17 protein-coding genes are annotated in these 24130 nt (G+C 66.8%); 10 read left to right on the plus strand and 7 right to left on the minus strand.

Features of this window, described 5'->3' with window-relative positions:
* Window positions 1–289 precede the first annotated feature (289 nt).
* Window positions 290–3256: a PKD domain-containing protein gene (locus AVL62_RS18035; protein WP_268793631.1), complete on the minus strand. Its 2967-nt coding sequence runs from the start codon at window positions 3254–3256 to the stop codon at window positions 290–292.
* 638 nt (window positions 3257–3894) lie between these two features.
* Here AVL62_RS18035 and AVL62_RS16945 point away from each other — a divergent pair.
* From AVL62_RS16945 to AVL62_RS04105, 3 genes are all read left to right on the plus strand, one after another.
* Window positions 3895–6012 carry a hypothetical protein gene (locus AVL62_RS16945; RefSeq protein WP_161937832.1) on the plus strand — a complete coding sequence of 706 codons (2118 nt, stop codon included), beginning with the start codon at window positions 3895–3897 and terminating at the stop codon, window positions 6010–6012.
* A gap of 110 nt (window positions 6013–6122) precedes the next feature.
* Window positions 6123–7025: a glycosyltransferase family 2 protein gene (locus AVL62_RS16500; RefSeq protein WP_083518673.1), complete on the plus strand. Its 903-nt coding sequence runs from the start codon at window positions 6123–6125 to the stop codon at window positions 7023–7025.
* 71 nt (window positions 7026–7096) lie between these two features.
* Complete coding sequence (locus tag AVL62_RS04105) at window positions 7097–8185, plus strand: CDP-glycerol glycerophosphotransferase family protein (RefSeq protein WP_235585527.1); 1089 nt, start codon at window positions 7097–7099, stop codon at window positions 8183–8185.
* On the opposite strand, the gene AVL62_RS16505 is transcribed toward AVL62_RS04105, so the two are convergent.
* Window positions 8141–9004 carry a sulfotransferase domain-containing protein gene (locus AVL62_RS16505; RefSeq protein WP_161937833.1) on the minus strand — a complete coding sequence of 288 codons (864 nt, stop codon included), beginning with the start codon at window positions 9002–9004 and terminating at the stop codon, window positions 8141–8143. The two genes, AVL62_RS04105 and AVL62_RS16505, sit on opposite strands and share 45 nt — an antisense overlap.
* 144 nt (window positions 9005–9148) lie before the next feature.
* Window positions 9149–10030, minus strand: coding sequence for a hypothetical protein (locus AVL62_RS16950; RefSeq protein ID WP_153011660.1), 882 nt, complete (start codon window positions 10028–10030; stop codon window positions 9149–9151).
* 622 nt (window positions 10031–10652) lie between these two features.
* Between AVL62_RS16950 and AVL62_RS04120 the strand changes: the two genes are divergently transcribed.
* Window positions 10653–12200, plus strand: a complete 1548-nt coding sequence (locus tag AVL62_RS04120; RefSeq protein ID WP_153011661.1) for a hypothetical protein — start codon at window positions 10653–10655, stop codon at window positions 12198–12200.
* Entirely contained in the window at window positions 12197–13714 is a 1518-nt protein-coding gene (locus tag AVL62_RS04125) for an oligosaccharide flippase family protein (protein WP_083518676.1), read from the plus strand. Before AVL62_RS04120 ends, AVL62_RS04125 begins: the two co-directional genes overlap by 4 nt.
* A gap of 42 nt (window positions 13715–13756) precedes the next feature.
* Here AVL62_RS04125 and AVL62_RS04130 read toward each other — a convergent pair whose 3' ends face one another.
* Window positions 13757–14698, minus strand: a complete 942-nt coding sequence (locus AVL62_RS04130) for an NADP-dependent oxidoreductase (RefSeq protein WP_058890454.1) — start codon at window positions 14696–14698, stop codon at window positions 13757–13759.
* Between the two features lie 165 nt (window positions 14699–14863).
* Here AVL62_RS04130 and leuE point away from each other — a divergent pair, with 165 nt between their 5' ends.
* The gene (gene leuE, locus AVL62_RS04135; protein WP_058890410.1) at window positions 14864–15514 is read left to right on the plus strand and encodes a leucine efflux protein LeuE; all 651 of its coding nucleotides are present in this window, start codon (window positions 14864–14866) and stop codon (window positions 15512–15514) included.
* 24 nt (window positions 15515–15538) lie between these two features.
* Here leuE and AVL62_RS04140 read toward each other — a convergent pair whose 3' ends face one another.
* Complete coding sequence (locus tag AVL62_RS04140; protein ID WP_058890411.1) at window positions 15539–16801, minus strand: cation:proton antiporter; 1263 nt, start codon at window positions 16799–16801, stop codon at window positions 15539–15541.
* A gap of 4 nt (window positions 16802–16805) precedes the next feature.
* Window positions 16806–17300, minus strand: coding sequence for an Lrp/AsnC family transcriptional regulator (locus AVL62_RS04145; RefSeq protein WP_058890412.1), 495 nt, complete (start codon window positions 17298–17300; stop codon window positions 16806–16808).
* Window positions 17301–17407: 107 nt separating this feature from the next.
* On the opposite strand from AVL62_RS04145, the gene pdhA reads away from it, so the two are divergent.
* Genes pdhA through AVL62_RS04160 form a run of 3 tightly spaced genes read left to right on the plus strand, consistent with a single transcriptional unit; the run spans window position 17408 to window position 21092 of the window.
* Window positions 17408–18535: a pyruvate dehydrogenase (acetyl-transferring) E1 component subunit alpha gene (pdhA, locus tag AVL62_RS04150; protein WP_058890413.1), complete on the plus strand. Its 1128-nt coding sequence runs from the start codon at window positions 17408–17410 to the stop codon at window positions 18533–18535.
* Window positions 18532–19557, plus strand: coding sequence for an alpha-ketoacid dehydrogenase subunit beta (locus AVL62_RS04155; RefSeq protein ID WP_058890414.1), 1026 nt, complete (start codon window positions 18532–18534; stop codon window positions 19555–19557). Before pdhA ends, AVL62_RS04155 begins: the two co-directional genes overlap by 4 nt.
* Entirely contained in the window at window positions 19554–21092 is a 1539-nt protein-coding gene (locus tag AVL62_RS04160) for a dihydrolipoamide acetyltransferase family protein (RefSeq protein WP_058890415.1), read from the plus strand. The genes AVL62_RS04155 and AVL62_RS04160 overlap by 4 nt, the downstream gene beginning before the upstream one ends.
* A 17-nt stretch (window positions 21093–21109) precedes the next feature.
* Here AVL62_RS04160 and AVL62_RS04165 read toward each other — a convergent pair whose 3' ends face one another.
* The gene (locus AVL62_RS04165) at window positions 21110–22984 is read right to left on the minus strand and encodes a cell wall-binding repeat-containing protein (RefSeq protein ID WP_058890416.1); all 1875 of its coding nucleotides are present in this window, start codon (window positions 22982–22984) and stop codon (window positions 21110–21112) included.
* A 43-nt stretch (window positions 22985–23027) separates the two neighbouring features.
* Between AVL62_RS04165 and AVL62_RS04170 the strand changes: the two genes are divergently transcribed.
* Window positions 23028–23969 carry an aminoglycoside phosphotransferase family protein gene (locus AVL62_RS04170; protein ID WP_058890417.1) on the plus strand — a complete coding sequence of 314 codons (942 nt, stop codon included), beginning with the start codon at window positions 23028–23030 and terminating at the stop codon, window positions 23967–23969.
* The last annotated feature ends 161 nt before the right edge of the window (window positions 23970–24130 follow it).

Genomic DNA, 24130 nt, shown 5'->3' on the forward strand with positions numbered 1-24130 from the left:
GCCATCAGTCGTGTCGGTTGTGGCTACTGCCACACCGGTTGACTCCGAATGACCGCCGCCCCCTGGCTCAGGGGAAGTACCCAGATCATCTGTCGGACCCAGGCTCTCTGCTGCCCCCAGCGAGTCCTCACCTGCCACATCGGGAGCCTCGTTTGATTCTCCGACTCGAGATTCAATCGACGCCGTCGCGGACCCCGAAGACCCGACATCCGCGCCAGTGCAGCCAGTCACCCCAAAGGAAAGACCCGTCGCCAATGCGAGACCGAGGCAGCGCATTGAGGGGCCCACCTCAGAGCCCACTCTGAACAGGTGGGATCACGATGGACCACAAGATGCCGCGACGGTCAGCCGACTCCGTTTCCGCGGTCAAACCACCCGCTGGTCCTACGCCCAAGGGCCCCGAGTCCGCGATCGCCTGAAGGATGTGCCCCGACCCGTCACCCACGCTCAGATCGCGCAACGTCGCTGGGGAGGAGATCTCCCAGGTGGTGTTCACGCTCGACTTGTTGCCCCACACGCTCACAACCGTGGAACCAGGCACAGTCACATCGACGACCGGTGTAGTTCGCTGCGTCCCTGACTCGGTGTCAAAGGCCTGAACCACCTCGCCCACGCCGGCCGCGTCGGCGTAAGCCACCAACTGCAGAGACGTCTTGGTGTATGCCGACAACGCGACACTCACCTCGGAACCGGCATCGTTCTCCCCTGCGGTCCGGACCCATGCCGCCGTCATGGCCGACGCCGTCGGGTCGCTCTCCTGCTTCAGCAGCGTCCACCCTTCCGGTCCGGTCAACGACCTCGAGTCAGAATTCAGCGTCGCCACGAGAACCATCGTGTCACCGGCCTCCACCGAGCCCGGGACAGTCACCTGAGCATTACGAGTGTTCCCGTTCGAACTTGTCACATCCCGGAACGACACCACCGCCGTCTGTTCGGGATCGACCACGCGCACGTCCTCGGTGACCGTGCTCTCCCCCCCACGGTCATCGACGACGGTCAACGCAACCGTGTACTGACCCGGTTCGGCATACGTATGACTCGTCGAGACACCCGCGCTTCCCTCGCTCTCATCGCCGAAGTCCCAAAGATAGTCGACAATCTGACCGTCCGAATCGACAGAACCCGACCCATCAAAATCGCAGTCCAACCCTGAACACCCGACCGTCAGCTCAGCAGTCGGTTCCACATTAGGAACATCCACACTCACCTGCTGGCTGACCGTAGCACTCTCACCTCGATCATCAGTCACCACCAAGGTCACCTCGTAGCTGCCACCCACGGCATACGTGTGAGACACCACCTCACCAGCACCAGCCGACGTCCCGTCCCCGAAGTCCCAGGCATAACGCGCGATCTCACCGTCCGAATCGCTCGACGCCCCAGCATCGAAATCACAGACAGCACCCTCACACGCCACATCAAACGACGCCACCGGCACCTCATTAGGGGGCTCGGCTCCGGCATAGACAAAGGTGTCCCGACCCGCCCACATCTCACCGTCAACTCCAGGCCCACTGACTTGAGTTCCAGTGCCTACAACAGGTGTCCCTGAGTAGGCAGCGGGAGAGAGGTTGCGGTTGTCTGCGGGTCCACCGTCCACGCTCCAGTCCCAACGGAAGAGTCGACCTTCCGCGTCCGATGTGTAAAGGTGATCATCGACCAGAAAAGCTCCGCGAACCTGGGACCAGTTAAGCCCTGGAATAGCACCTGGCCCAATCTGGCGCTCCGCGCCCACCACCTCTCCGTACCGCGAGAAGAAGCGGTAGTACAACTGATTCTGCCCGGCCTTCGTGAAGTAGATTCTTCCCGTCACATCATCGTAAAACATGGCCGTGACCTGCTGTGAACCCTGCAGATCCTGAGTACTAAATCTGTTCAACGAGGCGGTCTGCGCATCCGGGACCCAGGCGAGAGGAACATTCTCCAATTCGCCGTAGGTCGATCCATCGTAAGTCTGCTTACGGAACGTTCCATCCGACCTACCCGTGTACAGATAGCCGTTGAGCATGAAGGCACCGCGCACTCCAGCCCAATCTGGAGTGGCCACGACCGACGACCCCGTCACTGACGAGCCGGTGAAATTCCGCTTTGTGAGCCCCGAGTCCGTCACGGTGACGGTCTGGGTCGGGAGGTGTCCCGTGTAGTCAGCAGACACGGGCTGGCCACCTGCGAGCGGCATCAAGGCTAGGCGTGCCCGGTAGTGCCAGTTGCCGATTCGGTCGGTGTCGCTACCCACCCAGATCCCATCCGGTGTGACAAGGAACCCGTAGACTCCGTACCCACGCGTGCGCTTCGCATCCCAGGGAAGGACCGCCCCACTGCGTGGATCGTGAGCGCTCAGGCCCTCGCGGGTGATCGCCCCCGGCCCCACGCGGTCGGCAGCAAAAGGGTTGTTCATCCGACGCTGGTGCCCACCCGTGTAAACGGCCGTCTCTGTGACCGCCAGAGCTGTCAAGGTATCTCCACCGGTGTAGTTCGTCCAGGCGGGGTTGAGCGAGGTACCCCGGTCAGCGGTGTCCCAACGTGCCACCGTGTCGCACTGGTATGTGCTGCTGTAGGCACCGGTGGTGGCAACAGCGAAGTAAGACCCGTCTGGCGAGAATTCAACAGCCCGCATGTAGCTCAGGAACGAGCTGGAGCACCCGTCTCCGTACCGATTGGTCTGCCAGTCGCTGACAGCCACCCCACCGCTGCTGAGGTCAAGCATGGCGATTTGTGTCCTCGGGAGGCCTCCTACGCGCTGGAAGTTTCCGATGACCACCATGGTGGAACCGTCTGGAGTGATGTCGCTGCCGCTGATGGCCAGGTGACCATCGCGGCGGGGCTCCGCGAACTCGATAGTGACACCTGGATCGACCGCACCGGTCTGTGGGTCTAGAGCCGCCAAAAGGGTTTGCGTCCGATCCCCGACGTGCAGGAAGCGCCCGGTTACGTACAGGAGACCGTTTCGTAGCGCGATGGTGTGGATACGACCGTCAAAGGCTGGCGGATCGAAGGAGGACACGACCTCGCCTGTGTGCACGTTCATCTTCACGATACTGCGCTCGGTCTGCCCGTTGACAGAAGAGAACCCACCGACCACCCAGACGTTCTGACCATCCCCAGAGCTAAGGACCTGGAAGACTTCGCCGTTGAACGTAGGTGCGAAGCTCTTGATTTGACCACTGCTGCGATCGAAAGCGAACAGGAACGAACGTTCGACCTCAGTGGTCGAGTCGTACTCTCTGACCCGGCTGAAGTTTCCTCCGGCCACCATCACGTCCCCAACCTGGGCAAAGGACCTGACGTAGCCATCCAGTACGTGAGGCGTGCCGGCGACCGGGGTGGTGGATACGAGTTGTCCCACCTGCGGTGCCGAGGAGACCGCTCGAGCGGGCGCCAGTCCAACGGCTCCTGAGCCAGCCAACGCAGTCGCCAGCAGCATGGCTGCTACTACGACTCGTGCCAGCACACCGCGGGGCCAGATGGCTCCCGCCTCCCCACCTGCAACTTTACCAATCGTCACTGTGCCTCTACCCTCTGCTCAGATCCGCAAGATCACGGCGCGCTCGGTCACGGAAGAGAGGCGCATACTCACGGCAACAGCAGAAGTTTGGCAGAGGACAGCCCTGCACCGCAATGGCTTGCTTGATCCAGCTTCGCGTCGCCACCAGAGGAGCGACGTGCACCACCACCGGCGTAGATCAGACGTGGTGGCACGTCCGGCGCGAGCGGCTGGTCTACCATCGAGGACGCGACGGGCGGACGCTCCGCTATCGACGCAGATCGGCGCGTGAGTTGCGAGGAAGGGTCGTGCATACGTCAACCGCGGTGAAGCAGGCCCCAACTAAACGACACCCTTTACAGGACGAGGCGAGCGGCCACGCCCCCCAGCTCAGCTCACGCTTCCTGAGGTTGGGCGACAACTGGCCACTTTATGCCATTGTCGCCGGCTTTCCCGTGTGGTGGCTCTTTGGTCTTGCCTCTACCATCCCCATCCTTCTCGCCGTCCCAATGGCGTGGCAATTGAGGCGTATACCCAACCTCAAGGTTCCGCCCGGATTCGGCCTATGGTTGATCTTTCTGGTTTTCGTGTTGGCCAGCGGACTCATGCTCGGCGTCGACGCGCCAGGGGCCGTGCCCGGAGGCAGCCCGTCGCGCTTGCTTGTCTTCGCTTTCCGGACTTCGTGGTACTTGGCGGCTACCGTGGTCATGCTCTGGGTGATTAACCGCCCCCAGACTGAGTTACCCACCGGATCAATCAGTCGGCTGCTAGGGTGGATGTTCGTCATCGTCTGGGCTGGCGGCATGCTGGGCGTGCTGGCCCCCAACCTGGAAATCCGCTCTGCGCTAGAACTCGCTCTTCCCCGAGGCGTCAGCTCCAATGGATTCGTCAACACTCTGATCCACCCCAGCGTCGCAAGCATTCAGGACTTCCTAGGATACCCACAACCACGACCCGTCGCACCATTTCCATATGCGAATACCTGGGGGGCCATGTTTGCTCTATGCCTCCCCTTCTTCGTGGTGTCTTGGCTCGGGAGAAACGCGGGCTGGCGTCGGCCCGCTGCACTGATCATCCTGGCCCTATCCACAATCCCGGTGGTCAGTTCTCTGAACCGCGGCCTTTGGATGTGCCTCATCGTCGGCGCAATCTACGCAGCTGTTCAGCTGGCCCGCCGCGGGCAACTCATCCCTCTCGTCGCGTTCGTCGTTTTAGCGGCTATCGGGTCACTCGTCTTCCTGGCTAGTCCACTGAACGATCTACTGATCGACCGTCTTGACAACCAGCACAGTAACGATCGACGGTCCACACTTCTCATGCAAACGGTGCGGAGCACCGTTGAGGGATCCCCGGTGGTCGGATTCGGCAACACGCGCGACGTGCAGGGCAGTTTCGCCTCGATAGCTGGGGGTGCGACACCCGAGTGCCCAGCCTGCAGAGTCCCGCCGCTCGGCACTCAAGGCCACCTCTGGATGGTCATCTTCACCCAAGGGCTTCTCGGAGCGTTCTTCTTCCTCGCCTTCTTCCTCCAGGTTGCGATACGGCACATACGTTCTCGAAACACTGCCGAAGTGCTGGGCATATGTCTTCTTGGCTTTTTTGCACTCCAGATGCTCATCTATGACACCCTCGGTTTCCCTTTGTATGTTCTCATGTTGAGCATCGGGCTTATGGTGAGAGATCAAGGAACGGCATTTAACGTCACGGATGACTTCTCGGAAAGCAGGGACAATCTCGCTCCCAACACAACTGTGCATTCCCTTGCGTCAGCGATTGTGCCGCTTCGAAAACACTACCCTCTGATACTCTTGCTTGCCACCGTGGGTGGGGGTATCGGCGTCATACTGGGATTGCAACACCCACCGCAGTACGCCTCGACCGTCCGCATCCTTCTTTACCCACCTGCCACCTCCTTGCTTCCAGAGTCCGAGTTGCAGGTACCCGAAAGATCCACCATCGATACTGAGGCAGCGATCGTCGTCTCCACTCGGACCCTCAACGCCGTCCTGCAGGATTTTCCCGAGGTGTCGGAGGACGATCTCCGCGCGAATATCAAGGTCACGGCGGCTACAAGCACCGATATTCTCAGCGTTACAGTCCTCGACGTCCTCCCACACCGATCAGAGTTGCTCGCCGCCTCTTTGGCTGACGCCTACCTGAACACCCGGGCGGAGACACTCACCCAGCGTCGTGACCAATATGAGCAGTCTCTGCGCGAGCAGCTCGTGCAGGCACAACAACCGACCCCCGCCCGCGACCGCAGGGGTGAACTGGCAGAGACCATCAGGGACCTACAGCAAAGCATCGACGCGGTCGCTCTCGAATCGACCGAAGCTGGAGAAGTCGTCCTCGGTGGCCGTGCCCAAGTGGTGCGCCGCCAAGTAGAGGTGCCTACCGTCTCGGTAGCCATGCTGGGAATGCTGTCCGCCGTCCTATTGGCCCGCATCGGCCGTGACCCGCTCGCCCGGGGGTACCGGTGGCCGGGTAGGCGGAGCGGACGGGGAAACCTGACCGACCCCTCACGTTAGCCGTCCTGCTAGCATTAGCCGACCCACGTCAAGGAGAGACGCCCAGGACCCCTCGCACCGTCACTCAACCTGAGATTTGACCAATAACCCACTCCATAGGAGACGACGCCATGGTCTTCCCTCCAGTTTCTGCTGTCATCGCGACGCGAAACAGGCCGGAGATGCTTAAGAACGCTCTGCAAGCAGTTTGTCAGCAGACGTATCAGGGGAGCATCGAATGCATCGTCGTGTTCGATCGGACTGACATCGACGACTCCATTGTAAGTGAGAACCCCCAGCGCGCAGTGCGGGCTGTTACGAACACACGATCCCCTGGGCTTGCTGGTGCCCGCAACTCGGGCATTATCGCTTCTAACGGCGAATTTGTCGCCTTCTGCGACGATGACGACATATGGCACCCCACGAAGATCGAAAAGCAGATCGAGCAAATGGGCTCAGCAATTGCATCTGCGACTGGGGTTGTCATCGACTATGCCGGAAAGCAGTCCGTCCGAATTCCAAGCCGCGACACCATCACGCTGCAGCAGGTGGTCAGGCATCGTCGGATGGAAGCCCACCCATCATCAGTTCTGGTGCGACGGGCAGCCCTGACTGGAGAGTTGGGCATGATCGATGAGGCCTTGCCCGGCAGCTTTGCGGAGGACTATGACTTTATGATCCGCCTCCTGCAGGCGGGTCATGTGTCTATCGTGGAAGAGGCTTTGGTGACGATCCGATGGGGCCAGTCTCTTTTCGCCAAGGATTGGGCCACCATTGTACGTGCCATCGACTACCTCATCGCCAAACACGAGATCTTCAGCAAGGACCGACGTGCTTTGGCCCGCCTCTATGGCCAACGCGGATTTGCTGAGGCGGCGATGGGGAATCGGTCTAGAGCACTTCGAGATGTCTGGCGAACCGTCCGTCTCTACCCTTTGGAGAAGCGGACATCGGTTACGTTGCCTGTCGTCCTCGGTCTGATCAGCCCGGAAAGAGTCATGCACTGGGCCAATGAACGTGGCCGCGGAATCTAGACAGGCAGTGTGTCGATATCTCGCAGGACTGCTAGCAGGTCCATCAAGAAACGGGAATGGGTGGCTTACTGATGTCGCGTCCGACTGCCCTCTTCGAGTCCTGGCGCGGACGGTACAGCGATAGTCCCCGCGCAATCTCCGAGGCACTGGGCCATCGAGCACCGGAACTTCAGCGGACGTGGGTGTCATCGCCGGGAGTGACGTTCCCCGCGGACGTAAAGCTGGTACCGCGTCATAGCGCACGTTACTTCTCTGATCTAGCCACCTGTGACGTCCTGGTCACCAATGACCTCGTCACCCGCCACTACGTCAAGGGTCCCCGGGTCGCGTACCTGCAAACGTGGCACGGGAGCCCCCTCAAGGTGATTGGCTTGGACGAATCCAGACCGAAGTACCGTCGAGCGAAGGCGCATCTGAGACGAATGCGAAGGGATGTGGCAAAGTGGGACTATTTGCTGTCACCAAGCAAGGCCGTCTCCGACATATTTCGCGGCGCTTTCGCATTCGACGGCGAGATCCTAGAGTTCGGCTACCCTCGTAACGACGTTCTCGCCCGCCCCGATGAGCACGTTAGGCAACTGGCACGCGACCGGATGGGCTTGACAGATGATCAACTTGTCGTGCTCTATGCGCCTACGTGGCGCGATGACGCGCATCTAGAGGGTGGCGGCTTCTATCATCCCAGCCTAATCGATTGGGACACGCTGCTTTCGCAGCTTCCCGAGAAGACCGTGATATTGAGCCGAATGCATCAACATGTAACCACCCCCGTCACGCCAAGGTCACGAGGCGACGTGCGTGATGTCAGCCGCGTCGACGACCTGTCTGCTCTGATGCTCGCCTCGGACGTCCTTGTGTCGGACTATTCTTCTATCATCTTTGATTACGCCGTTTCCGGTCGCCCAATAGTGCTCCATGCTCCCGACTTGGTGCACTATCGTGATGTCGTCCGGGGCCTGTATTTCGACTTCGAATCATGGGCACCAGGCCCGGTCACGACGAACACTGGTGAATTGGCCGATGTGTTGAGCAGCGTCCCGAGCGCGGCAAAAGACCACTCAGAACGGTACCGCGATTTTGTGGCCACTTACTGCACCTTCGAAGACGGCCAGGCATCACGGCGGGTCGTCGATCTTTTGGTTGACCGGCATCTGACCTGATCGCCAACTCACAGTGCGACCAAGGATGTGCTCCAAGCGTACATCGTGGGGCTCGAAATGAACCTCCAGCCGACGACGCAAATCTTGCCGGAGTGGAGCCCGAGGAGCCGCGTTCCAGGCATCAGCTTTCACCTGGGCAGGCTCGTCGAGACCTAGCCAGCGGCAGAGCTGCGAGAATTCGGCGGCTGGATTGTCGAAGAACGCATCGGCATCGATCACATATACATTCTCTCTCCCACAAGAGTCGATCAACCTGGCGACTTGTTGCGCGTATTCTCCTCGGCCGACATATGCATGGTGCTGATGCGCGAAACTCACGTAGTATGGATCATCTTTGATGCGCTCGACTTCGCCGGCAAGACGGGTGGTCTCCAGACTCACGGCCGTCTCGAAATCTTCCGCCTCGAAGCCGCGACGCTGCTCGTGGCGGTGGGCAGAGTGCGCCCGGTCGACCGGGTTGCGCAGCATCATCACGACCTTGACGCCCGGAAGGTCATCTGCGATGCGCTCGTGCGCTAGGGGATGGAACATGTAGTAACCGCTACTCTCGAAAGTCACCACTCTTTTGGTCCCACGCATCAAGGCAGCGAGGGGCCGTATTGGGAAGTGGCTGATGTACCAGGACCAGGGCCGAGAGTAGTTAAGATCAAAATACCCGATGCCCTTGTCGAGAGTTGGCCGGACGACTTGCGGATGCGTCTCCAGCAACCGGAAGAGGCTGGTCGTGCCGGATCTCTGTGCCCCCACAACGAGAAAACTTGGCTTCATTCGCCAACGCACCGTTGCGACGCCCCAGAGAAGCGCGACGCGCCGGAGCATTCTCGAGAAAGATGAAGGCAACCTCATGCGCGCCATTCGAGCAACTCGACGTAGAGGTCGCACTGCCCTGCACCTCCGCTGGTCTCTAAGTGCCGCCCACTGGTGATCCGTCGCTGGCCTGAGCCTACAGCCTCGACGCGGTACTCACCCAAGGCCAGCGGCGGCCTGCGGCATGTCCAGCCACCGCTGCAATGCTCCCAGCATCAGCTCGGCCCGCGGCGCGATCAACTCCCCACGCAGGCCCGTTGATCGCTCGAGGTAGCGCAGCGAGATGGCCGCCAGATATGCTGTGACCAGCGCATCAACGTCAGTTCCATCATTCACGAAAGAACGCCGCGCGAGGTCGATGCCGGCGAGCACGACGTCAAAGGTGGGCGTTCTGCCTCTGGAGACGGTACTCACGGCGTAGTGGACGGCGTCGAGTCCGACTAGCCCGTCCACATCGAATCGCTCGAAATCCCATAATGCCAGCCGATCCCCGTTCCACGACATATTCCACGGAGTCCAGTCGCCGTGCCAACCTCCGGTTTCCACGACAACATCACCCACGCAGTGTTCAACTGCTGCCACCGCACTAGAGAAGTGCGGACCCAACGGGGTGCCTGCCAGTCGAGATGCGCCACTACGGACAGATGCCCAAAAGGGGGAGGCCTGAAGAGTGGTTGGCCCATTGCCAAAAGCCTTTGAGAACTGCTGCATGTGGCCCTGTGGCGGCTGGCCGTCCCTCTTCCGCGGCACACCAGGCTTCGTGCGCAGGGCCGTCATCGACAACACGGTTAGCCCCTCCCACGATGCCATGTCCAGCAGTTGCGGGGTGATGATGCACGCCGGTACTCGACCTTCCAGATGGTCGAAACTTCTCGCCTCTTGAGTCACGTCGTGACGAGATCCCTCGTCCACGCCCACCTTGGCAAATCCCAAGAGTGCCCCGTCTTGCCCGAAAACCCCGAGCACGGGCTTCCGGTTGGTCCGGGGGGTGCCGACCCCGATCGAGATCGCGACCTGACGGCCGTAGACACCCGCCAAGTGGTCGAGTATCGACTCCCGCCCCGAGTCCGTCACCTCTACCGAATGCGGGAGGAAGCGACCAGCACCCAACGTCAACCCCACTCCAGCTCCCCACCGCAACAACGCCTCCCGCTTCTCAACTGCGGCACTGAATCGGCGTACCGCTTGGGCGGTTGCTCGTCGTGGTCGCGAAGGCAACAGGAGGCGGGGTGATGCCGCATCAGGAAGAAAGGTCCAGGTCATCGCCGATGCAGTGGTGTGCGACCCTACATCGACGGAACATCCTGGAAACAGCGTTTCTAGGGTTTCGACTAACGCGGCGGCGCCCTCTGAGTGCTGCGTCGTCACCGCGAGTCACCACCAGCGTGGGCATGGGAGCGTTTGGTGGCCGCATGCAGTTCCTGAGAAGACCGCCCGGAGTCCACATGGTTGGCTGTGATGCGACCGCTCATGCGACGATCCTACAGGCCGGCAACGTGCCCGCCGGCCGTCTGCCGTGCTCGCGCCTAGGGCGAGGCCTTGGTGTCCGCTCCGCGTGGTCGGGTAGGTAGTGTTCCGACCGGAAGAGACACGTGCACCTCAGTAGGGGCCAGGATGAACGAAGCGGGTAATGGCTGGAAGCCGATCTAGGGCACCGAAGGTGTCGACACTCGAGGTCGCGGTCAAGCGGCATGTCATCGCAATTGTCGTCTGCGGGCTACTCGGAGGCGCCATCGGATGGCTAGCCGGGGTGAGCCGCAGCCATGACAAGGTTGCGAGCATGTCAATTCTGATCAACCCGCTGGAGGGCAACGCGTTCTCCCCACTTGGTAGGGGGGATGAGTTGATCAACATGCGCACAGAAGCAGAGTTGGTGCGCTCGATGGCCGTGGCTGAGATAGCGAATGACAGTCTCACAAATACATTGGAGCCAGAAGAAGTTTTCGAAGGGTTGTCAGTTAGCACTCCCGAGAACACGCAACTCCTTGACCTTGAATACGTCAGCGACTCCGAGGAAGAGGCCGTTGAGCGGGTCTCAGTAATCGGGCAAGCCTTTCTTGAGTACCGGAGGGTCCGCGCGCAGTCGCAAGCGGACGCCCAGACGTCCTCCGTGAAACAACAGATCGAACAAAGACTTGAAGAGAGGGAAGAAGCCAGTGTCGAGCTCCGCGACCTAGAACCTGGGTCTGTCGACGCTGGCTCCTTGTCTGACCAAGTTGCCTCACTGACAGCGCAGATCGACCTCCTGCGTGCTCGATTGATCGATTTGGAGACGGTCCCCCAGGATCCAGGCGAGGTAGTGACCCCTGCCACCGCTGATGCGCCACCGCCTATCCCGATCGCGGTGCTGTTCGGTCTCATCGGCTTGACTGGCGCTACTGTCACGGCGCTGGGTCTCGCGCTGCTCTCTGTCAGAGCAGCCGGCAGAATTCATCAACCGGACGACCTCGGACCGATCGGCATTCAACTCCTTGGAGAGATTGAGGCCGAGAATCGGGTCACAGACTACGCCTCACTCGCCGCTTACAAACCTAGCGAGAGCGCTCGTCGGCTTCGAAACCGTCTGCTGAGCATGACCGATAGCAGGTCCTTCTCTTTGCTCCTCAGTTCTCCCACCGGCGAATCTTGTGAAGACAACACGGCACTGGCGCTGGCCCAGGCCTTCGCGGCGGCCGAAATACCAACCGTCTTGATAGACGTCACGTCTGCCTTACCTTCGGACCCTGATGCTCAAGGCGCTACCGTCGAGGGTATTTCCGACATCTTGGACGGTGCCATGAGCCGCGACGCTCTGTCCACCTTCGCGACGCGCCACTTACAAGTCATCGGAGCGGGGAACGAGGGCCCGGGTAGCCAAGATTCCTACCTGGCTCCGGCAATGGTGGAACTTCTTCGCCAATACAGAGCAGATGGCAAAGTTGTGATCTTCCGGTCCTTTGAGGTGCACGATGTCAGCACTGTGGGCCTGGCCAGCCTCGTCGACTATTTCGTGCTACAGATCCATGAGGGAATCACAACCCGTCGTACTGTGACCTCATGCGTCGCTGAGTGTCAGACGTTTCCGAGCCGTTTTCTCGGCGTGGTCTACATCCACGGGGAAAGCCTCGACCAGCAGTCTCGCCCGCCAATCAAACCGCGGCACCTCAGGAGGAAGCCGGGCGAGCCCCCGCTTGCAGGTCCAACGGACTCCGACGCATCGTTGCGATGACACCGTCGACGCAAGCTCATCTTGAGCGAGTGGCCCGGGGTGGGTCAGTCAACCTGGCAGGCGCCGCCGTGGCCGCCGGCAGCCAGTTTGTCCTCGTCCTCATATTGACAAATTTCTTCGACGCCGAACTCGCCGGAGTTGTCTTCGCCGCAACCTCGCTGATTCTGATCCTGGCCGGACTTGCGGCCTTGGGGACAGACACCGGGCTCGCGCGCTTCCTCCTGAGGTTCGAGGAACTCGGGCGGCATGGGGATGTGCGCACGGCTGTCTGGGTGGCTGGTCTACCCGTGTTGGGCATCAGCGTCACGCTCGCCGCCGCCCTCTTCTTCGGCGCAGAAGCTCTCGCTCTGGCGATGGGTCTCGAGCGTGCAGAAAGTGCCCAGGCGTTGCGATTTCTAGCCTTGGTGCTCCCGGCCATTGCGCTAAATGACTTTGGGCTGGCTGGCACCCGTGCGCTAGGAACGATGCGGACCACTGTCCTTGTCGACAAGTTCATGCGAACCTTGATGCAGCCCCTCCTGATCTTGGGGGTAGCTGCCATCAGCGGAGGACTTCTCCTCGTGGTTTCTGCCTGGGCCATCCCTTATGCCGCATCCTCCTTGACCGCGCTGTTCCTGTTGCGCAGGATGCTGCACCGCAGGGGGGCATTGCGTATGCACCTCGACCGGATGCCGCCTCGGGCGGTCTGGCGGGAGTTCTGGGCTTTTACCTGGCTGCGTGGTGTCGCACGGTTCTTGCAAATCGTCTTGCAGCGGGCCGACATCGTCATCATAGGCGCTTTGCTGGGGCCGATGGAGGCGGCACTCTACACGGCGGCGACGCGCTTCGTTGTCCTCGGCCAATTTGTAGTCCAGGCCATCCAGAATGTCCTGCTTCCGCAGTTCAGCAAACTACTAGCCCGCCGAGAGAATGCAGTCGTCCAGAACCTGCTGCACATTGCTACCGCCTGGAGCAGCACTCTTGCATTACCCATATACGCGATAGCGGCCCTATCGGCTCCTCTTTATCTTGGACTCTTCGGCTCTTCTTACGCGAAGAGCGGTGGGGCCGAGGCGGTCGTCGTCATCATGTCCATCGCCATGGCAGTCTCGGTCATCGCCGGGCCCCTTGACACGCTCCTCATCATGTCCGGCCACAGTGGTGCCAGCCTGGCGAATATTTGCGTGGCGCTGGCCGTCGACCTCACCCTGTGTCTGTTCCTCATTCCTCAGATCGGTGTAGCGGGCGCCGCCATTGCCTGGGCGGCGGCAATAGTTAGCAAGAACCTATTGGCATACCTGCAGGTCCAGCGATGGCTCGGGATGACGCCGCAAAGTCTGGCAGGGGTGTTCGTAGTAGGAAGTGCGTTGATTGCCTTTGCACTTCCCCTCGGAATCATAAGAGCGTTCGATGTGCTGAGCTGGTCGAGCCTCGCGGCGGCAGTCGCAGGCGGCTCTACGGTCTACCTGTTGGCTCTCTTCTTGCTTCGTCAGCGCCTCCAGTTGGCCGCCCTGAAGGCGGTTGTGCGGCGCTGAGCGCATCGTAGAGTCTGGCCGCATAGCCGGGGTCTCGACTCCTCAGCGAACATTTATCCGCACGGCGATCTTGCCGCCCGGGCTGCCCTCCTGGGAGAGACGGTGCGCGTCGGCGATCTGGTCGAGGTCGAAGGTGGCGGCCACGGTGACCCGCAGCTCGCCGCGGTCCACGAGCTCGGCGAGCGCGTCGAGGTGCGCGCGCTCAGGACGGACGAAGACGTAGCGCCCGCCGATCTGGCCCATCTGCTCGGCATCGATGACCGAGGCGACCCGGGCGGTGTCCTTGACCTGCGCCGAGATGTCCGCCATCGCGTCGCCGCCGACGAGGTCGAGGACTGCGTCCACAGGTCCGCCGACGGTGCCGAGCTGCTCGCCGACCGGCCCGGCTCCGTGGTCGAGGACGTGGGTCGCGCCGAGCTCGCCTACGAGGTCGTGGTTGGCTGGCGAGGCGGTGCCGATGACCTCGGCGCCCAGGGAGCGGGCGATCTGGACGGCGAACTGGCCGACACCGCCGGACGCCGCGTGCACGAGCACGCGGTCCCCCTCGCCGACGGCCAGGGCCTCGGTCAGCGCCTGGTATGCCGTGAGCCCGGCGAGCGGCACCGAGGCCGCCTCCTCGAAGCTCAGTCCGGCGGGCTTGAGCGACACGGTCCGCTCAGGGGCGGGCACCAGCTCCGCGGCCGTCCCGGCGTGGACGTCGTCGCGACGGACGTAGCCCCATACCTCGTCCCCGACCTGCAGCCCGGTGCGCACGGCCGGCCCCACGGCCTCGACGACGCCGGCGACGTCCCAGCCCGGGACGATCGGCAGGTGGTGGGGGAAGGCGCCCTGCAGGTAGCCCTCCCGGACCTTCCAGTCGACGGGGTTGACGCTGGTCGCCTTCGCCCGCACCAGCACGGTGTCGGGGCCGACCGGCGGGTCGGGCAGCTCACCGACGGTGAGGACCTCGGGGCCGCCGTAGGTGTCGTAGCTGGCTGCGCGCATGACCATCTCCTCCTGGGATCGGGACGCCCGGACCGGGCTCGGGGAGGTCAACACCACAGCCTGCTCGCTATTCCGGCGAGAAGCGTCCGGGGCCGGACAGGACCGACGGCGCAGGCCGGAGGTCCGGGACTTTCCGCAGGGGCCACCCGGCCCTACCCTGGTCCTGTGCTCCTGGGGATCCCTGACTACGGGACGTTCTTCGTCGCCGCGCTGCTCATCGTCCTGCTGCCCGGACCGAACTCCATGTTCGTGCTCTCCGAGGCGGCCCGCAACGGGGTCCGCCGCGGCTGGGCGGCCGCCCTGGGCGTCTTCGTCGGCGACGCGGTGCTCATGGGCCTCACCTTCCTCGGCGCCGCCTCGCTGCTGCGCGGCAACCCGGTCGTCTTCAGCGTGGTCAAGTACCTCGGCGCCGCCTACCTCGCCTGGATCGGGCTGCGCCTCGTGCGCGCCGGGCTCGCCGCGCTGCGCCGCCCCGGCCGGGCCGAGGCCGAGCCGGCGCCCGTGCCCACGCGCCCCGGCGGCTCCTTCACCACCGCGCTCGTGCTCAGCCTGCTCAACCCCAAGGCGATCCTCTTCTTCGTGGCCTTCTTCGTGCAGTTCCTCCGCCCGGACTCCGCCCGGCCGCTGGCCGACTTCCTCGTCCTGGCGACCACGATGCAGGTGCTGAGCATGCTCTACCTCGGGGCACTCATCGTCGCCGGCACCGCCCTGGCCCGCGGCTTCCGGCAGCACCGACGCACCGCCGGCGGGCTCACCGGCGCCGTGGGGGCGGTCTTCGTCGGCTTCGGCGTCAAGCTCGCCGCCACCTCGCTCTGAGGCCGCCGGCCGGGCCCCGAGGGCTCACCCGTGCCGGTGCGCGCGCGGCAGCCGCAGCGGCAGGTGGCTGGTATGCCGGTGCTCGGGGCGCTCCTTCGACGCCCGGTCGACGCTCGCGCCGTAGCGCCGGCTGGCCCAGGCCGCGCTGAGGCCGTGCAGGTAGACGCTGAGCAGGATGGTCCAGCCGGCGACGACGAAGATCTCCTCCCCCATGGCCAGCCCCGCGGTCGTGACGACGAGGACGGCGTAGACGATCGAGGCCAGGCCGCGCGGACCCGCCCACCCGACGTAGAGCACCGTCGCGGCGCTCACCCCGCTGCCGAGCAGGGCGAGCGCCGTGGCCAGCATCCGCACGACGAGCAGGCTCGCCAGGGCGTAGACGACGTAGCGCCACTCCAGGTCGGCGAGGATGTCCCCGACGATCGCCACCCCGAAGAGCAGGAAGGTCAGCAGGGCCAGCAGCTGGCCCTCGGACCGGGCGAAGGTCGTCGTGTGCTCGAGCACCGGCCGGGCCGTCGCCCCGACGACGGCCCCGGCGACGAAGGCGGCCACGAAGCCGTTGCCGCCGAGCACCTCCGCCGCGGAGTAGGCGACCCCGGCCACGGCGACCACCCCGAGGCGCAGCGACGCCGCGGTGGTCCACGAGCGGTCGTGCGCCCAGCGGAGCAGCCGGCCTCCGAGCCACCCGCTCAGCCCGCCGACGAGGAAGCCCAGACCGACGATCTGGGCGAGGAGCACGGCGTAGTCGCCGGACGAACCGGTCCGGCCCAGCGCCACGTCGATGAGGATGACGACGAAGGGCACGGCCAGCCCGTCGTTGAGCCCGCTCTCCACGTTGAGGGTCTGCCGGATGCGGCTCGGCACCGAGGGGCTCTCGACGAAGGACTGGCCGAGGGCCGCGTCGGTCGGGGCCAGGGTGGCGGCCAGGACCGCCAGGGCCACCAGCGGCAGACCCGGCAGCAGGAGCCACCCGGCGCCGGTCCCGATGAGCACCGCGGCCGGCAACCCGACCAGGAGCAGCCGCAGGGCCATGCTGTGCTCGCGGACCACCGTGCGCAGGTCCAGCCGGGAGGCGTCGGTGAAGAGGACCACGACGAGGGTCGCCTCGGCGAGGACGCTGACCAGCTCGTCCTGGGGGTCGAGGCGCACGACGTCCAGCAGCGCGGGACCGAGCAGGATCCCCGCGGTCGTGAAGATCATCGGCATGGTGACTGGGGTGCCGCCGAGCCGCCCGGCCAGCACGCTGAAGGCCAGCACAGCCAGGGCCACCACGAGGATGTCGGTCATCCGCTCAGCGCTCCCACTCGTCGAAGACCAGCCAGGTGCGGGTGGCGCGGACCCCCGGGACACCCTGGATCCGGCCCAGGACGACGTCGCGCAGCTCGTGGTTGTCGCGCGCCCGCACCTCCACGAGCATGTCGAACTCCGCACCCACCAGCGCCACCTTCTCGACCCCGGGCAGCGTCTCGAGCGCGTCCAGGACCTCGCGCCACGCCCCCTGCTCGATGGAGACCGACACGTAGGCCGCGGTCGCCAGGCCGAGCTTGTCCGCGTCGACGCGGGCGGCATACCCCGTGATCACCTGCTCGCGGTGCAACCGCTCGAGCCGGGAGTATGCCGTCGCCCGGCTGATGTGCACGCGTTCGGCGAGCGCACGGACCGACAGCCGGCCGTCGCGGCGCAGCTCGGCGACGATGGCGTGGTCGGTCTCGTCCAGGGCCGCGGCAACCTGTCCGGTCCCCCTCCGGAGGACCGGACCGTCACCGGACGTACGGTCCTCTGCCATGCGCCCATCCTGCCACTCGTCCAGGATTCTCGCCTGATGTCGTCACAGTGTGCGCCGACGCGGGACGATGACCCCTAGACGTCTACGTGAGGACCGAGGACTCGACGATGAGTGACATCACCGAACTGCTCCCCTGCCCCACCCCGGTGCAGCTGCTCGCCGCCGACGGCAGCGCCGTCGACCCGGGCGAGCAGGCGCGGGCCCGCGGCTACGCCATGCCGGCACCCGAGGACCTGCTCGCCGTCTGGCGCGCCATGGTCGTCGGCCGCCGCTTCGACGCCCAGGCGACCGCGCTGACCAAGCAGGGCCGCCTGGCGGTCTACCCCAGCTCGCGTGGGCAGGACGCCTGCCAGGTCGCGCCGGTCCTGGCGCTGGCCCAGCAGGACTGGCTCTTCCCGACCTACCGCGACTCGATGGCGCTGGTGACCCACGGCATCGACCCGGTCGAGGTGCTCACCCTGCTGCGCGGGGACTGGCACTGCGGCTACGACCCACGGGCCACCCGCACCGCCCCCCAGTGCACGCCGCTGGCCACCCAGGCGGTGCACGCCGCCGGTGCGGCCCACGGGCTGACCCGGCGCGGCACCGACGGCATCGCGCTGTGCCTCATCGGGGACGGCGCGACCAGCGAGGGGGACTTCCACGAGGGCCTCAACTTCGCCGCGGTCTTCGGGGCCCCGGCGGTCTTCCTCGTCCAGAACAACAAGTACGCCATCTCCGTGCCGCTCGCCAAGCAGACCAAGGCCCCGGCCCTGGCCTACAAGGGCGTCGGCTACGGCGTGCGCAGCGAGCAGGTCGACGGCAACGACCCCGCGGCGGTGCTGGCGGTCATGCGGGAGGCCTACGCGCACGCCCGGTCCGGGCACGGCCCGGTGCTGGTCGAGGCGCACACCTACCGCATGGAGGCGCACACCAACGCCGACGACGCCACCCGCTACCGCACCGCCGACGAGGTCGACGGGTGGACCGGGCAGGACCCGATCGTCCGGCTCCAGGCATACCTGGTCGAGCAGGGGCACCTCGACGACGCGCGCATCCAGGAGGTCCGCGACGAGGCCGACGCCCTGGCCGCCGACCTGCGCACCCGGATGAACGCCGAACCGACGGTCGAGCCGCTCGAGCTCTTCGACCACGTCTACGACCGGCCGACGCCGCAGCTGCTCGAGCAGCGCGAGATGGTCCGCAGCGAGCTGGACAGCCACGTCACCCAGCAGGAGATGGAGAGCGCGCGATGAGCCCGACCACCTACGCCAAGGCCCTCAACACGGCCCTGCGCGACGCGCTCACCGAGGACCCGGACGTGCTCGTGCTCGGTGAGGACGTCGGTGCGCTCGGCGGCGTCTTCCGCATCACCGACGGCCTGACGAGGGACTTCGGCGAGGACCGCTGCGTCGACACGCCCCTGGCCGAGGCGGGGATCGCCGGTTTCGCGGTCGGCCTGGCCATGCAGGGCTTCCGCCCGGTCGTCGAGATGCAGTTCGACGCCTTCGGCTACCCGGCCTTCGAGCAGGTGGTGTCGCACATCGCCAAGATGCGCAACCGCACCCGCGGCGCGCTGCCGATGCCGATCACCATCCGGATCCCGTACGCCGGGGGGATCGGTGGCGTCGAGCACCACTGCGACTCCTCCGAGGGCTACTACGTGCACACCCCCGGTCTGCACGTCGTCACCCCGGCGACGCCGGCCGACGCCTACTCGTTGCTGCGCGAGGCGATCGCCTCCGACGACCCGGTGGTCTTCATGGAGCCCAAGAGCCAGTACTACGCGAAGGCCGACCTCGAGCTGCCCACCCGTACCGAGCCCATCGGGCAGGCCGTCGTGCGTCGCGAGGGCGCCGACGTCACGCTGCTCACCTACGGCCCGCAGGTCGCGGCCGCGCTCAAGGCCGCCGAGGTCGCGGCCGCGGAGGAGGACTGGGACGTCGAGGTCGTGGACCTGCGCTCGCTCGTGCCCTTCGACGACGCGACGGTCGAGGCGTCGGTGCGCCGGACCGGCCGGGCCGTCGTCCTCGCCGAGGCGCAGGGCTTCGCCGGCATGGGTGCCGAGATCGCCGCGCGGGTGCAGGAGCGCTGCTTCCACAGCCTGGCCGCGCCCGTCCTGCGGGTCACGGGGCTCGACATCCCCTACCCGCCCCCCAAGCTCGAGCACACCCACCTGCCCGGGATCGACCGGATCCTCGACACCATCGCCCGGCTGCAGTGGGACGACGAGCCCGACCTCACCCACGCCCCCGACGAGCACGAGGTGTCGGCATGACGCAGGTCTTCCGCTTGCCCGACCTCGGCGAGGGCCTGACCGAGGCGGAGATCGTCGAGTGGCACGTCGCCGCCGGTGACGAGGTCGGCGTCGACCAGGAGGTCGTCACCGTCGAGACCGCCAAGGCCGCCGTGTCGGTGCCCTGCCCGTATGCCGGCACCGTCGCCCGGGTGCACGCCGAGGCCGGCCAGGTGCTGCCCGTCGGCGAGCCGCTCATCACCATCGGCGAGCCGGACGGGTCGGAGGGCGCCCCGTCGGGCGCGACCGGCGGCGCCGGGGCCACGGGCGGGGCCGGGGCCACGGGCGGGGCCGGAGGCGGGGCCGGGGCCGGGGGCGAGCAGTACCGCGAGGAGGAGCAGGCCGGTGCCCGCCCCTCCGGCGGCCCGGCCCCGGGCGGCCAGGGCGAGGACCAGCCGGAGCGACCGCTCATCGGCTACGGCGCCGGCGAGGGCCCCGCCCGCCGCACCGGCGGCCGCCGCCGCCGAGGCCGCACCACCACGCCCCCGACCGCCCCCACCACCCCACCGAGCGCCGCCAATGGTTCCCCCACCACCCCACCGAGCGCCGCGAATGGTTCCCCCAGCACCCCACCGAGCGCCGCCAATGGTTCCCCCACCACCCCACCGAGCGCCGCGAATGGTGGTCGCGCCGTGCGCGTCATCTCTCCCCTCGTCCGCCGGCTGGCGCACGAGCACGGTGTCGACCTGACGACGGTGACGCCCGGCCCGACCGGGGTCGTCCGCCGGGCGGACCTGGAGGCATACCTCGCCACCCGGGACGCCGGTGACCAGCAGCGCAACGCGCCGGCCGCCGACCCGGTGCCGCCGGCCGGCCGGGACGGGAGCGACACGCGGATCCCCATCCAGGGCGTGCAGCGGCTCATGGTCGAGCGGCTGTCCACCTCGCGGCGCGAGATCCCCGACGCCACCACCTGGGTCGACGTCGACGCCACCCGGCTGATGAAGGCCAAGGACGCCCTCAAGGCCGCGCGGCCCGACGCCGGGATCGGCGTGCTGCCGCTCCTGGCCCGCATCGCCGTGGCGGGCCTGCAGGCCTACCCGGCGCTCAACTCCTCGGTGGACACCGAGGCCGGCGAGATCGTCCACCACGGCGCGGTCAACCTCGGCTTCGCCGCGCAGAGCCCCCGTGGTCTCGTCGTGCCGGTCGTGCACGACGCGGACGCGATGACGACGAGCGAGCTGGCCGCCGCGCTGCGCGAGCTCACCGTCAAGGCCCGCGACGGCAAGGTGTCGCCCGCCGAGCTGACCGGCGGCACGTTCACCCTCAACAACTACGGCGTCTTCGGCGTGGACGGCTCGACACCGATCATCAACCACCCCGAGGCCGCGATGCTGGGCGTGGGGCGCATCGTCGACAAGCCGTGGGTGCACCGGGGCAAGGTCAGAGTCCGCAAGGTCACCCAGCTGTCGTTCTCCTTCGACCACCGGGTGTGCGACGGCGGGACGGCGGGTGGCTTCCTGCGGTTCGTCGCCGACTGCGTCGAGCAGCCGGCCGCCCTGCTCGCCGACCTCTGAGGGGGCGGCGCCCCCGTTCAGGAGGTGAGCCGGAGCAGGGCTCGCCGCACGTCCTCGCCGACCGCGCCGGAGCCACCGGTGAGCACGACCCGCTCGGGCCGGATCCGCTCCAGCGCCTCGCGGGTCGCGGTGGGGACCCGGTCGGGCGCCGTCAGCAGGACCGAGCCGCCCTGGGCGGCGGCGACCGGCCCGGCGGCGAGCGCGTCGGCGAAGGACACCCCGGACCCGACGTGCAGCACCTCGGCGCCCTGCCCGGCGAGCAGCGCCGCCGTGGCGTAGCGGTCGCTGCCCCCGATCCGCTCGACGCTGCTGCCCAGGGACTCCAGGTCCTCCGCGACCGCGCTCGACACGGCCCCCTCACCGCCGACGACGACGATCCGCGCCGGGTCGAGGTCCCGCAGGGCCGCCGCGGTGGCCTCCGGGACCTCCGTCTCGCGCACCAGCAGGATCGGGGCGCCCTGCTGCCCGGCCCGGCCCGCCGCGGCGAGCGCGTCCGGGAAGTCCGCGCCGGTCGCGACGACGACGATGCCCCGCTCCTGCACCGGCTCGACGAGGGCGAGCGCCGCCGCGGTCTCGTGCCGGTCACGGCCCGACACCCGGTCCACCGGGGCCAGCTCGGCGACCTGCTCCGCGACCGTCTCGGGGACGGCGTCCTCACCACCGACCACGACGACCTCGCTCGGGGCCAGCCGCAGCAGCGCCTCGCGGGTCGCGGACGGCAGCGCCGGGCCGCCGGTGAGCAGCACCGCCTCGCCGCCGGCGCCGGCCTTGGCCGCCGCGGCGAGGGCGTCCGGGAAGTCGCGTCCGCTGGTGAGGAAGACCCGGCCACCGGGCTCGACGTCGCGCGTCAGCAGGGCGGCCGTGGCATACCGGTCCGCACCGCCCACGCGGTCCACGGAGGGCCGGTATGCCGCCACCCCGGCCTCGTGCAGGCGCTGGTGCAGCGGGTCGGTCAGGGTGGCGGTGTAGGTCGGGACGAGGTGGGAGCCGCTGCCGTAGAGCTGGGCGCGGCCGACGACGGCAGCGCACCGCGGGCTGAGGTAGGTGGTCGGGCACACCCAGTCGCGCAGGTCGACGAACATCGCGCCCGGCACCCGGTCGGCCGCCTCGCGCATCGAGGGGTTGCCGCTGCGCGACTCCCGCAGCGACACCGCGCAGGACCGCAGGTCACCCCCGTCCGCCAGGGTCTCGGCGACGCAGGCCGAGGGGTTGCCGTCGCTGGGGACCGGTGAGTCCCACAGCCCCACGACCTGCTCCACCCCGAGCTCCTCGCGCAGCCACGTCCAGGTGCGGGTGTAGCCCTCCGGGACCTCGCGCCGCATCCCCCCGGTGAGGACGAGGTCGGGCCGGTGGTCCTGGAGGTGCTCGCGGAGAGCGACCTTGTAGGCGTCGCACTCGGGGTAGCTCGGCTCCGGCTCGTCGACGAAGGAGCAGGCGAGCTTGGTGTACATCCGCAGCCGCCAGCCCTCGCGCAGCGCGATCTCCTCCAGGGCGGGGAAGTACTGCCCCACCTTGGAGGAGCCGAGCACGGCCACCTCGACGTCGCCCTCGGGATCCCCGTAGACGCACCCCTGGGCGACCTCCGTGCCTCGTCGCCCGACGTGGCAGCCGTCGGCGTAGTAGGAGGGGTACATCCGCGTCACGGCGCTCAGCGGCGGTGTCATGGGGTGCACCGGCGCAGCCTGCGTCAGGTCGGCGAGCTCCAGCGACGGCTCGCTCCACCCCTCGTCCCGCAGCGCGCGGGCCCCCAGGTCGTCCTCGTCGCCGGTGAGGGCGGTCGCGGGCAGCGCGGTGAGCGCGGTCAGCGCCACGACGCCGCCGAGCAGGGCGGCGAGGCCGGTGCGCCGGGCAGCACCACGGCGGGGGCGCCGTGCGCGGGGTCGGGGGGACACGCCGGCGAGTCTACGGTCGGGGACATCTGGCACCATCGCCCGCGTGGACCAGTCGGAGGTGGTGGCGGTGGCGCGGGCCCGCCCGTGGGCCGACCAGGAGTGGGCGGCCGCGCTGCTGCAGCGGTTCCCGGACGTCCTGGCCGCGACGGTGCGACGGTGGGACCTGGTCATCGAGCGGGCGCACACCGACGGCGTCGGGCTGCCGGTGCTCGAGGTCCGACGCGGCGGGGAGCCGGCCGCGGTGAAGTTCGACGACGCGGGCACGGACCTGGGCCAGCAGGTACGGGTCATGCAGGCGGCGGCAGGGCGCGGCTACTGCCGGGTCCTGGACCACGAGGCCGACCTCGGCGCAGCCCTCCTCGAGCGACTGGGGCCCTCGCTCGCCCGCACCACCGCCGACGGTCTCGCCCAGGTCGAGGTCCTCGTCGGCCTGCTCGAGCAGGCGTGGGAGCTGCCGCTGGAGGTCGCGCAGGACGAGCAGCCCGGCGAGAAGGCCAGCCAGCTGCTCGCCATCGTGGAGACCGAGATCGCCGACGGCGGCTGGGTGCACCGGCACACCGCGGCCTTCGACCGGGCCGCCGCCCTGTCCCGCGAGCTGGTCGAGCACCCGGACCCGGACCGGGTGGTCGTCCACGGCGACGCCCACAGCCTCAACGCGCTCCAGCGTCCCGGCGGCGGGTATGCCTTCATCGACCCCGACGGCTTCCTCTGCGAGCGCGACTACGACGTCGGCGTCGCGCTCCGCGACCTCATGGCCGAGCTGGAGCAGATCTCCGGCGCCGACGGACCGGCGGCGGCGCGGGAGTGGCACCGCCGGCAGGTCGCCTCGGTGAGCCGACGGCTCGGGCTGGAGCCGGACCGGGTCGACGCCTGGGCCTTCGTGGAGCGGGTGACGACAGGGGTGTGGCTGCACCGGCTGGGCTACGTCGAGGAGGGCGAGCGCTGGCTGAGCACGGCCGGCCTCCTCACATCGCACGCACGGTAGGTCGCGCGTCCGGTGTGTCCCCGTCGCGCGTCCGGTGTGTCCCCGTCACGCGTCCGGTGTGTCCCCGTCACGCGTCCGGTGCGGCCCCGTCACGCGTCCGGTGCGTCCCCGTCGCGCGTCCGGTGCGTCCCGGACGCGCGTCCGGTGCAGATGAAGCAGGG

The sequence above is a fragment of the Serinicoccus chungangensis genome, from assembly GCF_001483745.1.
Classification (GTDB): Bacteria; Actinomycetota; Actinomycetes; order Actinomycetales; family Dermatophilaceae; genus Ornithinicoccus; species Ornithinicoccus chungangensis_A.